The sequence below is a fragment of the Candidatus Levibacter sp. Uisw_134_01 genome (assembly GCF_047717795.1).
GTDB lineage: Bacteria > Pseudomonadota > Alphaproteobacteria > Puniceispirillales > Marisalimonadaceae > Marisalimonas.
This window is the reverse complement of sequence record NZ_CP159808.1, coordinates 2169746-2183394: the sequence shown is the minus strand read 5'-3', so window position 1 is coordinate 2183394 and position 13649 is coordinate 2169746. Positions and strand designations below refer to the sequence as shown.

At 29.8% G+C, this 13649-nt stretch carries 15 protein-coding genes; 7 read left to right on the top strand and 8 right to left on the bottom strand.

The window, feature by feature from the left end; all coding sequences use genetic code 11:
- Positions 1-10: 10 nt before the first annotated feature.
- On the bottom strand, positions 11-988 hold the full coding sequence (locus ABXT66_RS11095; RefSeq protein ID WP_443643579.1) for an adenosine kinase: 978 nt from the start codon (positions 986-988) through the stop codon (positions 11-13).
- Between the two features lie 61 nt (positions 989-1049).
- Between ABXT66_RS11095 and ABXT66_RS11090 the strand changes: the two genes are divergently transcribed.
- The gene (locus tag ABXT66_RS11090) at positions 1050-1577 is read left to right on the top strand and encodes a hypothetical protein (RefSeq protein WP_443643578.1); all 528 of its coding nucleotides are present in this window, start codon (positions 1050-1052) and stop codon (positions 1575-1577) included.
- A 9-nt stretch (positions 1578-1586) separates the two neighbouring features.
- Here the strand turns inward: ABXT66_RS11090 and dapB are convergent, their stop codons facing one another.
- The 4 genes from dapB to grpE form a co-directional block, all read right to left on the bottom strand.
- Positions 1587-2399, bottom strand: coding sequence for a 4-hydroxy-tetrahydrodipicolinate reductase (gene dapB, locus ABXT66_RS11085; protein WP_443643577.1), 813 nt, complete (start codon positions 2397-2399; stop codon positions 1587-1589).
- Between the two features lie 49 nt (positions 2400-2448).
- Positions 2449-3549: a molecular chaperone DnaJ gene (gene dnaJ, locus ABXT66_RS11080; RefSeq protein ID WP_443643576.1), complete on the bottom strand. Its 1101-nt coding sequence runs from the start codon at positions 3547-3549 to the stop codon at positions 2449-2451.
- Positions 3550-3581: 32 nt separating this feature from the next.
- Positions 3582-5504: a molecular chaperone DnaK gene (dnaK, locus tag ABXT66_RS11075; RefSeq protein WP_443643575.1), complete on the bottom strand. Its 1923-nt coding sequence runs from the start codon at positions 5502-5504 to the stop codon at positions 3582-3584.
- 116 nt (positions 5505-5620) lie between these two features.
- Entirely contained in the window at positions 5621-6292 is a 672-nt protein-coding gene (gene grpE / locus ABXT66_RS11070; RefSeq protein WP_443643574.1) for a nucleotide exchange factor GrpE, read from the bottom strand.
- Positions 6293-6448: 156 nt separating this feature from the next.
- Between grpE and rph the strand changes: the two genes are divergently transcribed.
- From rph to hemW, 3 genes are read left to right on the top strand one after another with little or no spacing between them, the layout of a single operon-like run.
- A complete protein-coding gene (rph, locus tag ABXT66_RS11065) occupies positions 6449-7174 on the top strand; it encodes a ribonuclease PH (RefSeq protein ID WP_443643572.1) in 726 nt (241 codons plus the stop codon).
- 4 nt (positions 7175-7178) lie between these two features.
- Entirely contained in the window at positions 7179-7796 is a 618-nt protein-coding gene (gene rdgB, locus ABXT66_RS11060) for an RdgB/HAM1 family non-canonical purine NTP pyrophosphatase (RefSeq protein ID WP_443643571.1), read from the top strand.
- On the top strand, positions 7793-8962 hold the full coding sequence (hemW, locus tag ABXT66_RS11055) for a radical SAM family heme chaperone HemW (RefSeq protein ID WP_443643570.1): 1170 nt from the start codon (positions 7793-7795) through the stop codon (positions 8960-8962). Before rdgB ends, hemW begins: the two co-directional genes overlap by 4 nt.
- Here the strand turns inward: hemW and ABXT66_RS11050 are convergent.
- Positions 8959-10428: a hypothetical protein gene (locus ABXT66_RS11050; protein WP_443643569.1), complete on the bottom strand. Its 1470-nt coding sequence runs from the start codon at positions 10426-10428 to the stop codon at positions 8959-8961. The genes hemW and ABXT66_RS11050 overlap by 4 nt on opposite strands.
- A gap of 44 nt (positions 10429-10472) precedes the next feature.
- On the opposite strand from ABXT66_RS11050, the gene rsmI reads away from it, so the two are divergent.
- The 3 genes from rsmI to gshB all read left to right on the top strand — a co-directional run bounded on the left by rsmI (position 10473) and on the right by gshB (position 12975).
- Complete coding sequence (rsmI, locus tag ABXT66_RS11045; protein WP_443643568.1) at positions 10473-11378, top strand: 16S rRNA (cytidine(1402)-2'-O)-methyltransferase; 906 nt, start codon at positions 10473-10475, stop codon at positions 11376-11378.
- Between the two features lie 68 nt (positions 11379-11446).
- Positions 11447-12022 carry a BON domain-containing protein gene (locus ABXT66_RS11040; RefSeq protein ID WP_443643567.1) on the top strand — a complete coding sequence of 192 codons (576 nt, stop codon included), beginning with the start codon at positions 11447-11449 and terminating at the stop codon, positions 12020-12022.
- Complete coding sequence (gene gshB, locus ABXT66_RS11035) at positions 12019-12975, top strand: glutathione synthase (RefSeq protein ID WP_443643566.1); 957 nt, start codon at positions 12019-12021, stop codon at positions 12973-12975. The genes ABXT66_RS11040 and gshB overlap by 4 nt, the downstream gene beginning before the upstream one ends.
- On the opposite strand, the gene ABXT66_RS11030 is transcribed toward gshB, so the two are convergent.
- The gene (locus ABXT66_RS11030) at positions 12968-13330 is read right to left on the bottom strand and encodes an HIT domain-containing protein (protein ID WP_443643565.1); all 363 of its coding nucleotides are present in this window, start codon (positions 13328-13330) and stop codon (positions 12968-12970) included. The two genes, gshB and ABXT66_RS11030, sit on opposite strands and share 8 nt — an antisense overlap.
- The gene (gene hisE / locus ABXT66_RS11025; RefSeq protein WP_443643564.1) at positions 13323-13649 is read right to left on the bottom strand and encodes a phosphoribosyl-ATP diphosphatase; all 327 of its coding nucleotides are present in this window, start codon (positions 13647-13649) and stop codon (positions 13323-13325) included. Before hisE ends, ABXT66_RS11030 begins: the two co-directional genes overlap by 8 nt.

Sequence of the window (13649 nt, the reverse complement as noted above, 5' to 3'; positions counted from 1 at the left end):
TAAAATTATCTTAATTAATTAAACTCTTTAATAAGGTTTTAGGTCTGGCTCCGTAATATTGAATTATTTCAGCAGCGGCTTTACTTCCTAAATTTCCACATTCCTCTATGGAATGTTTATACATATATCCATATAAAAAACCAGCCGCAAACATATCACCTGCCCCAGTTGTATCCACAAGTGATTTAACAGCAACAGAATTAATAATGTGTTCTTTTTTTGTTTCAAATACAATAGAACCTCTAGATCCTAGTGTAATGGCGCCCATTTCAACATCACTTTGAATTAATTGAATGCAATCATTTAAATTTGACTGATACAAATTTTTTATCTCTTCTTCATTAGCAAAAATTATATCAATATACTCAACAATTAAATTAAGAAAATCGTTTCTATGTCTCTCTACACAGAACAGATCTGATAAACTAAAAGCTATTTGAATATTTTTATCTTTTGCCAGTCTACAACAATGATAAATTGCTTTTTTAGCCTCTGGTTGATCAAATAAATATCCTTCAATATAAAGCAATTTACTATTAGTTATTAGGTCTTCGTTTATAGAATTTATATTAAATTTTACACTGGCACCCAAAAAAGTACTCATACTTCTTTCTGCATCAGGAGTAACCAAAATAATACTTTTAGATGTTTTATCTAACATTTCAGAAGTCTTATTTTGGAAAAAAACATTAGACTTATTTATGTCCTTAGAAAATAAATCTCCAAATTCATCGAGACCTGTTTGACCAATAAAGCATGCCTTTCCTCCAAAAGAACTAAAGCCAACAGCTGTATTGGCCGCGCTTCCTCCAGATACTACAAGTGGCGCTCTAATACTATCTATTAAATTATCAGCCGTTTTTGTATTTATTAATTGCATTCCTCCTTTTGGAACGTCCAATTCAGTTAGAAGCTTATCTGAAGTTTCTGCTATAATATCTACAATAGCATTACCTATAAAAGTTATATCATGATTAAATTTGTGCATTTTTGCCTCAAAAGTATTTTTAAATAGACTTAATATAAAACTATATCTATGACTATCACTTATGAAAAAAATTCCAAATAAAATAATTTTAAATTTGTTGTTAATCTTACTATTGAATGGTTGTCATACGCTACAGCATAATGGCTTTCAGGACAAAATACCAAAAAAAGAAGTTAAAGGTAAAAATATAATTTATAATAATTTTAAGACTTCGTCTAAAAATAGTAAAATTGGAAAGGAAACTACAGAAGAGGTTACTCAGAAATTAAAGAAAAATTCTGAATTAGAAAATTTAAAAAAACAAAAGAAATCAAGACAAAAAAAATTTAACCTAACATCAATTTTAAAATTATCTGAAACAGATCTTTTAAAAAGATTAGGTGTAAGTGACTTTGTTAAATTTGAAGGCAAATTAAAAAATCATCAATATTATTTTTCTAAATGTTTTTTAGATGTTTTTGTTATCAAAAAAGAAAATGATTACTACGTAAACTTTTTTGAAACTAGACCAATAAAACTTGATGGCACATTAAAAAAAGAAGAATGTTTACAAGATATAAATACAAAGTTAAATATTACAAAAAAATAATTATTTCCCTTATCCTCCAAGATTTAAAACATCTGATAACGAATATAAACCAGGTTTGGCTGTTGCTGCCCAATATGCAGCCCTTAAAGCTCCCGAAGCAAAAATTGATCTATCCGTGGCTTTGTGGACCAGTTCAATTCTTTCACCCTCGTTACAAAATAGTACTGAATGCTCACCGACTACGTCTCCACCCCTTAAGACTGCAAAACCAATTTCTTCACTTTTTCTTTTACCAACTATACCATCTCTTGATACTTTTTTAACATCTGACAGTTTTTGATCTCTAGCTTCAGCTGCTGATTTTCCAAGCATTAAAGCAGTACCAGAAGGAGCATCAATTTTATGTTTATGATGCATTTCTAATATTTCAATATCCCATTCTTTACCTAGAATTTTAGTGGCGTTAGAAACTAAATTTGAAAGCAAAGTTACACCAATAGAAAAATTGGCTGAGTAAACAATTGGTATTTTTTTAGATAATGATAATAATTCTTTTTCTTGAGAAACATCTAAACCTGTTGTACCTATTACAATAGACATATCGTTATCATAACATTTCCTTGCATGAAGCATTGCTGCTTTAGGAACTGTAAAATCTATTAATACGTCTGAACTTCTAAAAAGTGATGAAGTATCGCTTGTTAATTTTTTAGAAATTTTAGTTTTCCCTGCTAAAAGTCCTATATCAAAGTCTTCTTCATCTTCACCAGGCAAACATGTGGAGCTCACTAAATTATATTTTTCATTTTCTATGATTAAACCTATAAGAGTTTTGCCCATACGACCGTTGCCGCCAGGAATAGATACAGATATTTTTTTCATAAATCACCTTAACTAAATAAATTGTACTCGATTATACCTAATAATTATATTACTCAATCAATTTTTTGAATCTACTAGTTTTAGGGCTAATTTTTTCTATTCCTAACTCTTTTATTTGCTTAAATAAGTCTTCTTGTTTTTTAGAGATACCAACTGGTGTTTCTACGTTAATTTGTACATATTGATCTCCTCTAGAACCGCCACGTAATCCTGGCATTCCTTTACCTTTCATTCTTAAACGAGTTCCACTTTGAGTTCCTGATGTCAAATTCATTTTTGCTTTAGATCCATCTACACAAGGAACTTGTATTGAATTTCCTAAGACAGCATCAATAAGAGAAACTGGAACTTCGATAAAAGTGTCTTTACCATCTCTTTGAAATATAGAATGATCTTTAATATCAATAAAAATATATAAATCACCTGGAGCGGAGCCTCTAGCCCCAGCTTCACCTTCACCAGAAAGACGTATACGCGTTCCGTTATCTACACCAGAAGGAACATTTACAGAAAGTTTTTTGCTTTTATTTACCCTACCTTGTCCTTTACATGGGCGGCACGGGTCACCTATGATTTCACCTACACCTGAGCAAGAAGCACATGTTCTTTCAATTGTGAAAAATCCTTGTTGAGCTCTAACTTTTCCATGTCCTCCGCACTGACTACATTGTTTTGGTTGAGAACCTTTATTAGCACCTGAACCATTACATGATTCACACTTTGCAGGCACTGTTAAAGAGATCTCAACTTGATCACCAGAAAAGGCTTGTTCAAGTGAAACAGATAAATCGTATCTTAGATCAGAACCTGTAGAAGCAGATCTTCTACCTTGATCACCTCCCATACCAAACATATCTTCAAATATATCAGAAAATCCTCCGCCACTAAAACCAGAAAATCCTCCACCGGCTCCAGCGCCAGAACCTTGTGAAAAAGCTGCATGTCCATACTGATCGTAAGCAGCTTTTTTTTGAGAGTCCTTTAATATTTCATAAGATTCTGTTATTTCTCTGAATTTATCTTCGGCTTTTTTATCACCAGGATTTCTATCTGGATGATATTTCATTGCAAGCTTACGATACGACGATTTAATTTCACTATCTGAAGCTGATTTTGATAAACCTAATATATCGTAATAATCACGCGCCATATTTAAACCTTAAAGTGTATATTTAACTTTATCTAAGAAGCGTCTTTTTTTTCTTCATTGTCTTTTACTTCTTCAAAATCAGCGTCTACCACATCTTCTTTATTTTCACTTGATGAACCAGAAGTGTCCGAGTTGCCTTCCTCAGGTTGATTTTCATTTGCCTTATACGCAGCTTCACCCATCTTCATCATTACTGCCGATAAAGCAGATGTTTTTTCTTTAATAACAGATGTGTCTTCACCTTCTAAAGCTGTCTTAACTTCCTGAATAGCTTGTTCAACTTCACTCTTGGTAGCTGGTTCTGCTTTATCACCCAAATCAGTTAAAGATTTTTCTGCTCCATGAACCATTGATTCAGCTTGGTTTCTTGCATCTATGACATCTCTTTTTTCTTTATCTGATTCTGCATTGTCTTCAGCTTCTTTAACCATTCTTTCTATTTCATTATCATCTAATCCACCAGATGCCTGAATAGTTATGTTATGTGCTTTACCAGTAGCTTTGTCTTGAGCACTGACATTTACAATACCATTTGCATCAATGTCGAAAGTTACCTCAATCTGAGGTATACCTCTTGCTGCAGGAGCAATACCTTCAAGATTAAACTCACCCAAAGATTTATTATCACTAGCAAGTTCCCTTTCACCCTGAGAAACACGAATGGTAACTGCTGATTGGTTATCTTCTGCAGTTGAAAATGTTTGTGATTTCTTAGAAGGTATTGTTGTATTTCTGTCTATAAGCCTTGTAAACACTCCACCAAGTGTTTCAATACCTAGAGACAGAGGTGTTACATCAAGAAGAAGAACATCTTTTACATCTCCCATTAAAACGCCACCCTGAATTGCAGCACCAGAAGCGACTACTTCATCTGGGTTAACACCTCTGTGAGGCTCTGTTTTAAAAAAATCAGTTACAGCTTCAATAATCTTAGGCATTCTTGTCATTCCACCAACTAGAATAACTTCATCTATATCACTCGCTTTAACACCCGCATCCTTGAGAGCTGCTTTACAAGGATCTATACTTTTTGTTATCAAGTCATCAACTAAAGACTCATATTGCGATCTAGTCATCTTTACATTTAAATGTTTAGGACCACTAGCATCGGCTGTAACAAATGGAAGATTTATATCTGTCTGCGCTGCGCTTGATAGCTCTATTTTTGCTTTTTCAGCTGCTTCTTTCATTCTTTGTAATGCTAATTTATCAGATCTTAAATCAATACCATTTTCTTTTTTAAATTGTTCTGCAATAAAATCTATTATTCTTTGATCAAAGTCTTCACCACCTAGAAAAGTATCTCCATTAGTTGATTTAACCTCAAATACTCCGTCACCAACTTCTAAAATTGAAACATCAAAAGTTCCTCCACCAAGATCATATACAACAATTGTTCCACTTTCTTTTTTATCTAGACCATAAGCTAAAGCTGCTGCTGTTGGTTCATTTATAATTCTTAAGACTTCTAAACCAGCAATTTTACCTGCATCTTTAGTTGCTTGCCTTTGGGCATCATTAAAATACGCTGGAACTGTTATAACTGCTTTATCAACAGTTTCTCCAAGATAAGCTTCAGCATCTTCTTTAAGTTTCCTTAAAATAAAACTAGAAACTTCAGAAGGTGCGTATTCTTGCCCATTTGCCTCAACCCACGCATCTCCATTTTTTGCAGATACAATCTTATATGGAACTAGCTCAGAGAACTTTTTAGAATATTGATCATCATGCCTTCTTCCTATCAATCTTTTAATTGCAAATAATGTGTTTTCAGGGTTTGTTACAGCTTGTCTCTTTGCTGGCTGACCTACTAACCTTTCATCATCTGTTATACCTACCATTGAAGGTGTAGTTCTTGCACCCTCACTGTTTTCAATAATTTTTGGTGCTTTACCATCCATCACAGATACACATGAATTAGTTGTACCTAAATCAATACCAATAACTTTTGCCATGAATAACCTCCCTTAAAAATGCAATTTTTTGTCTATTTATGATTTCTTATCAACAGACCTTATATGGTTTAAATTGTTGAATTTACAAGATTATAAAAAAAATTATTTATTTATAATTAATTCTCTTCTTGATTATCATTATCTTGATTATTTTCTTCAATTTTTTTTGAAATTCCAACCATTGCTGGTCTGACTAATCTATCATATAATAAATAACCTATTTGCGACACTTCAATAACTATTCCAGGATCTGTGTCATTAGTTGGAACTTCAAACATAGCTTGATGAAAATTATAATCAAATTTCTCGCCTAATGGGGATATTTGTTTTAAATTATGTTTTTCAAAAGTGCTGTTTATCTCTTTCTCAACTATTTCCAAACCTATTATTAGATTTTTAATAGGTTCTGGTAAGTCTGCTTTATCCTCTGGTAAAGAATCCAGAGCCCTTTTAAAATTATCCACAGATGATACTAAATCTCTAACGAAAGAAATATGACTATATTTTTTTGCTTGATCAACATCTTTTATTGTTCTTTTTCTTAAGTTTTCACTTTCAGCAAGCGTTCTCATCAATTGATCTTTGAGTTCTTCATTTTTAGTTTGAAGTTCTTCATTTTTAGTTTGAAGTTCTTCATTACTTTCTTCAATTGATGAGGCATTATCTTCATCAGTTTGGCCTTCATCTAATTCATTTTCTACTTGGATGTTTTCTAAATTTAGAGCATCATCTTTAACGGGCTTTTTGTCTTCATCATGTGTATTTAATGATTCTTTATTTTCAGACAATGTAGATCTCCTAATTCGTTTAATATATTGGTTTGAAATAAGTTGTATTTATGTTTTTTACAAGAGTTAAATTGTATTAATAATTTAGAATTAGAGTTTTCTGAATTTTTGGGATAATAGACTGTTTATAAATTTAACAATAAAGTGAGATAGATAATGTTAATAAGACCATCAAAAAGAAATTTTAACGAACTTAGAAAAATAATTCTTGAAACTAAAGTTTCTCCTTATGCAGAAGGATCTTGCTTAGCTAAATTTGGAAATACTCACGTAATCTGTACTGCATCAGTAGAGACAAAATTACCACCATGGCTTCGAAATTCAGGTAAAGGTTGGGTTACAGCCGAATACGGCATGCTGCCAAGGTCTACTCACTCTAGAATGGATAGAGAAGTATCGAAGGGAAAAGCATCTGGCCGAACTCAAGAAATACAAAGACTTATTGGACGATCTTTGAGGTCAATTATAGATTTAAAAAAATTAGGAGAGTTTCAAATTAAAATTGATTGTGACGTAATTCAAGCAGATGGCGGGACAAGAACTGCTTCTATAACTGGCGCATGGGTGGCTTTATATGATGCAGTAAATTTTTTATTAAAAAGTGGTAAGATTGCTGAAAATCCTATATTTGACCAAATTGGGGCCATTTCATGCGGTATATGGAATGAAGTAGAAATACTTGATCTTGATTATGAAGAAGACTCTTCAGCAGAAACAGACGGCAACTTTGTTTTGACTGCATCAAAAGGTATAGTAGAAATACAAATTACCGCTGAACAAAAACCTTATAATAAATCTCAATTTTTAAATCTGTTAGAATTAGCTGATATTGGTACACAACAAATTTTCAATATTCAAAGGAAGGCTCTTGGATTAGATTAAAACTATGAAATATAGAATTTTTAAAGAAAATAAACTAGTTATTGCTAGCCATAACCAGGGTAAAATTAGAGAAATTCGTGAATTACTTCAACCGCTAAATATTGAGATTCTGTCAGCATATGATCTAAAAATAGAAGAACCAGAAGAAAATGGTTGTACTTTTGAAGAAAACGCTTTGATTAAATCTGCCTTCGTATCGAAAGCAACTAAATTACCTTGTCTGTCTGATGATAGTGGAATATGTTTTTCTGATCTTAATAATGAGCCTGGCATTCACTCTGCAAGATGGGCTGGGGAAAATAAAGACTTTGATTTAGCCATGTCTAAAATTAATAAAGCAATTAAAAAAATAAATAATCCAAATTATAATTGTCATTTCGTTTGTTCTTTATCTTTATGCTGGCCTGATAATTATGATGTTACTGTTTCAGGTCGTATTGATGGTAAATTTTCATGGCCACCTCGAGGAAATAAAGGATTTGGATATGATCCAATATTTAGACCTTTAGATCATAAATTAACATTTGCTGAAATGGCACCCAATTTCAAACATAATATAAGTCATAGATCAATAGCCTTTAATAAGTTAATTAGACTGTCTTTCCCAACTTTAAGCCCATGACAAATAAAAAGAAAAATCTTCTAAGCTTATATGTACATTGGCCATATTGTGAATCTAAGTGTCCCTATTGTGACTTTAACTCTCATGTAACTGAGGATGTTGATAAAGACGCTTGGATAAAATCATACACAAATCAATTATATGAATACAAATCACTTTTAGATAAATTTGACGTTAAATTTGATAACTTAAGCACTATATTTTTTGGGGGAGGAACACCTTCATTAATGCCCGTTGAGATACTTGATCATATCTTAAATATTTCATCTAAAATATTTAAATTTAAAGATGATATTGAAATATCATTAGAAGCTAATCCCAGTTCATATGAAAGAGAAAAATTTAAATATATGCATAAATTAGGGATCAATAGAATATCAATAGGGGTACAATCTTTAAATGATAAAAATTTACAATTTCTTGGTCGAAAGCATAATTATAGGGATGCTGAAACTGCAATTGATTTAGCAACTAATACATTTAACAATGTGTCAATTGATTTAATTTATGCTTTATATGAACAAAATATTGATGATTGGCAAAATGAACTACAATCAGTTTTAAATAAATTTAATATCAACCACTTATCCGCATATCAATTAACTATTGAAAAAGGCACAAGATTCTTTAAAGATTTTAAAAAGGGTCTTTTGAAAACAGTTGATAATGATCTTGCTGCTGAATTTTTTACAAGAACTAAAACAATATTGAATGAACATAATTTTCAAAGATATGAGATTTCAAATTTTGCAAAAGAAAAGTTTGAAAGTGAACATAATCTAAATTACTGGAATTCAGAAAATTGGATAGGAATAGGTCCAGGTGCATATGGAAGAATGTGGTATTCAAATCAAGATAACAAACGTGTGGAAATAAAAAACTATAAAAATCCGAAAACATGGTTGAATAAAAACTATCAGAATTCTGAATTCGAAAATATTAATATTTTTAATCAATATGAATCTGATATTGACACATTGATTATGGGACTTAGATTGAGAAAAGGCATTGAGATAGAAAAACTTAATAATAAGTCTATTATCCAGGAAACAAAATTTAAAGAATTAGAGAAGGAAAAATTAATAATCATAGATAATGATAAAATAAAAATAAATGATGATCACTTAATTAAATTAGATAGTATTTTAAGCTATATAATAAATTAGTCTATATCATTACAAAGTTTAATACTTTTTAACATCCCTAATTTTTCTATTTGCATAACTGACACAGGTTTTGTGAGTAAACCATTTGCTTTAAAAGTAAAGCCATTTATAAGACTTTTTACATCTTTAAGGAAAACATCAATTGTTTTGTTCTGATTTAAATAATTGATGCCAATTATACCTGCATCAAATCCTGCATTCGTAAAGTAATCATATTCATCCTTCCAAGCTTCATTCCAAATTAACTTAAGATCTTCTGTATTTTGGCTAGCAATCATTGGAAACCAGGCTTTTTCAAGAGAAGGTTCATTTTTAATTTCACTAGTATTAAACTCTTCAGTACCTAAAATTTGCACCTTTCTTGAATCTACATCATAAAAAGCTAACAATGGCGCAATTTCTAAAACAAACTCCTTACTACCTCCTAAAAAAATAGTATCAAATTTAGTGTGTGTTGAATTAACTTCTTCTTTGTAATTTAAAAAATTTTTTAAAATAGAAAATAATTCAGGCTTATTATTTATTTGTTTGTTAGATAAACGAAGTTTTTCAAAATAATTATCTTTGTTAGTTTTTATTAAACTAACAGATCTATCCAATATAATATTTCCATATAAATTTTCAGGAGCTATCAAGCCAAATCTTTTACTTCCATTTCTTAAAGAACACGAAAAAATACTATCAATTTGTTCTTCAGGAGAAAACCCTAAAGACCAAATATTTTTTTCAATTAAGGCTATGTCATTGGAAAAAGTAAACACTGGAATAGATTCAGCCTTTGCAAATGGCTTTATTTTTAAAAGGGATTCTCTTGTAAAAGGACCGATTATTAATTTAGGTTTAACAGTTTTGAGTATATTTTTTAAATTTAATTCATATTTATCCTTACCTGTATCAAAATAAATTATTTGAATATCTTTTGAACCAAACCTAAGAATGCTCATATCTAATGATTCTCTTATTTTTAAAGCAAAATTTGAATAAGAGCCAGTAAAGGGAAGCAAAGCTAAAATATTTTTATAATTTTCGTTAATCTCTGAGTTATAAATGTTTTTATCATAATCAATAGGATTCGAAACTTCAGTATTATTCAGGTTTAAGTTAGTAGTATCTAAACTTAAATTTTGGTTTAACATTTTAAAAACCGCAGATAAAGCTTTGCTAGTTTTTTTGTTTTGTAAAGGTTTTTTAGATACTTGTCCCTGAAGTAACCTTTCATTTCTGAATTCAAACACAACATCATTATCATTTAATTGATTAGTAGTTGTATTTTTTGAAGTTCCAATTTTTTTTTTGACAATTTTTTCAGAAAAATAATTATTTTTAGGAGTCATTTTTTGTTTGTCTTTAATTAATTTATTGGGATTTTGTTTCTCAACTATTATCTTAGGTATAGTTTGATTACACCCATTAACTATTAAGAATATACAAAGTAATATTATAATATTAGAATTAGAAAAACCCATGTTAACTCACAAAGTATTTAAATAACATCAATTAAGGTAATCTATTGGAAAATTTTAGTAAAGAAGATCTAGATTATTATTATAATACATATTCTAAGGATCATTGTGGAGTCTTATACATTATAGCAACACCAATTGGGAATTATGATGATATAAGCTTAAGAGCAATTAAAATCTTAGGTTTAGTTGATATTCTTCTTTGTGAAGATACAAGAAGAACAAAAAAATTACTTTCACATTTAAAAATTAAATATAAGACTCTTATTTCTTACAATGATATTAATGCTGAAAAAAAAAGACCATTTATTTTAAAACAACTATTCCTTAATAAAAATATAGGTCTTGTTTGTGATGCAGGAACTCCATTAATATCTGATCCAGGGTATAAAATTGTTCAAGAATGTTACCTAAAAAATGTAAATGTTACTCATTTACCAGGGCCTTCTGCAGTTATAAATGCTTTAGTTCTCTCAGGTCTTCCAACAAACCAATTCTATTTTGGAGGTTTTCTATCTTCAAAAAAAAGTGGTCTAGAGAAACAACTTTTGACTACTAAATATAATACTATGACAGGAATATGGTTTGATACTTGTTTGAGATTAGAAAGTACTTTAAAAATTATGCTTTATACTTACGGTAACAGAAAGATTTCGATTGCTAGAGAGCTTACTAAAATTTATGAAGATATTATTTGTAGTGATTTAGAAAACATTCATAATGTTATTAATGAGAGAAATCAAAATAACAAACCATTAAAAGGTGAAATAGTAATAATAGTGGGTGGATATGATTTTAGTACTGACTTAAACATAGAAAAATTAACATTAATTATAGAAAATAAGCTTAAAAAGCATACTTTAAGGGATGCTGTTAAATTGATAACTGAGGAAACAAATTTATCTAAAAAAATAATTTATAAAGAAGCTATAAAAATTATAAATACAATATAGTATCAAAATAAATTTATTACTTATTTTACATTTTATCTTAAAGTACTAATTATTAAGGGGCAAATTTCATGAAAAAAATTTTTCTAATTTCTTTATTTCTTTTTGTTTTTCAATCATGTGCACCAATTTTAGGAACTGTTGGAATGTTTTCATTAGGAGCAGCTTCTAAAGAAAAAGGAATTGGTACAGCATTAAATGATACAATTATTAAAACAAAAATATCTAACTTAATATTTAAAAAAGATCCTAGTTTAATTGCTGATACTAAAATCACTGTAAATAATGGATCAGTTTTATTTACCGGTAAAGTAAGCGAACCAGAGACGAGGATACAGCTTACCAAAATTGCATGGAGCGTAAAAGGCGTTAATGAAGTAAATAATGAAATTCAAATAAGTAACACTTCAAGTCTTAGAAATATTGCTAGAGATATCTCTTCTATGGGTGAAATTAGAGCGCGAATTATGACTGATAAAAAAATTAATAGCATTAATTTTTCAATCGACGTTGTAAATGATATTGCATATTTAAGTGGTGTTGCTTCAAATATAGAGGAAATGGGTTTAGTTAAGGCCCATGCTTCAAGTGCGCGTTTTATTAAAGAAGTTTATAATTATATTACGTTAACAGATGACACACGATGAGCACTAAACTTAAAGTTGCATTTCTAATGGATCCATTAGAAAGACTTGATTTAAAGGGTGATACTAGTTTTGCTTTAGCTCTTGAGGCTCAAGAAAGAGGACACACAATTCATCATTTTACACCAGATGCATTAATATTAAGATCTAACAAAGTGCTAGCAAATATTTGTAAATTTGAATTAGATATAGAAAACGGGTTTAATAACTATAAATATTATGAAAAAAATATTCAATTATTATCTGATTTTGACATAGTGTTAATGAGACAGGACCCACCGTTTGATATGTCTTATATTACAGCAACACATCTTTTGGAAAAGCTACCAAAGAAAACTATTGTAGTTAATAATCCTTTTGAAGTAAGAAATGCCCCAGAAAAAATATTTGTAACTAACTTTCCTCATTTAATGCCTGAGACTTTAATCACCAAAGATATAAATGTAATAAAATCATTTAGAGATGAATTTCAAGATATCATTATAAAGCCATTGTATGGAAATGGGGGTCAAGGAGTTTTTCATTTAAAACCAAATGACGAAAACTTTTATTCAATTCTAGAAATGTTTTTTAAACAAAGCAATGAACCACTTATGATCCAAAAATATTTAAAAGATGTACGAAATGGTGATAAACGTATAATTCTTCTAAATGGTGAAATTGTTGGCGCTCTTAATAGGGTTCCCCAAAAAGGGGAGAGTAGATCTAACATGCATGTAGGGGGAAAACCCGAAAGGACGTCAATAACAAAAAGAGATCAATTTATATGTAACGAAATTTCACAATCTTTAAAAGAAAAAGGGCTTTACTTTGTTGGTATAGACATAATTGGCGACTTCATAACAGAGATAAATGTTACATCCCCAACTGGAATTCGTGAAATAAAAATTAATGATTCTATTAACATTGAAAAAATGTTTTGGGATTTCATAGAAGATAAAATAATAACTAATTAATCATTCTTCCCAAATTTTTTCCGCCTAACAAATGTACATGAAAATGTGGTACATCTTGATTACCGTCCTTTCCAGAGTTAGTTATTAATCTGAATCCTGAATCTGAAATATTTTTATTTTTTATTACATCATTTACTAATTCCCAAAAATATTTAATTTCTTGAGCCGAACCATTTTGGGTAAAATCGTAGAAATCTATATATTTATTTTTAGGTATAATTAAAATATGAATAGGTGCTTGAGGATTAATATCCAAAAAAGCTAATGCGTGTTCATTCTCGAGTATCTTCTCACAATCAATTTCAGATCTTAAAATTTTTGAAAAAATATTTTTGTTATCATAGCTATTATTCATGTATTTTTCCTCTATTTTTTTTTTCCTCAATACCTGATTGTGATTGTCTTTTGGATAATTCATCCCAAATTTCTTGAGGATTTATGCCCATAGATATCCACACAACAAATATATGATATAATAAATCTGCCGATTCATTTATAATTCCTGTTTTATTATTTTTAATAAAATCAATAATCAGTTCAGAGGATTCTTCCCCTATTTTTTTAGCTAATAAATCTGGGTTTTTGATTAATTGTGAAGTGTATGAGGAATTATTATTTATTTTTGCTTTTTCTTTTAATAATTTAAAGAGCTCAGTAACAAATTGATCATCCAT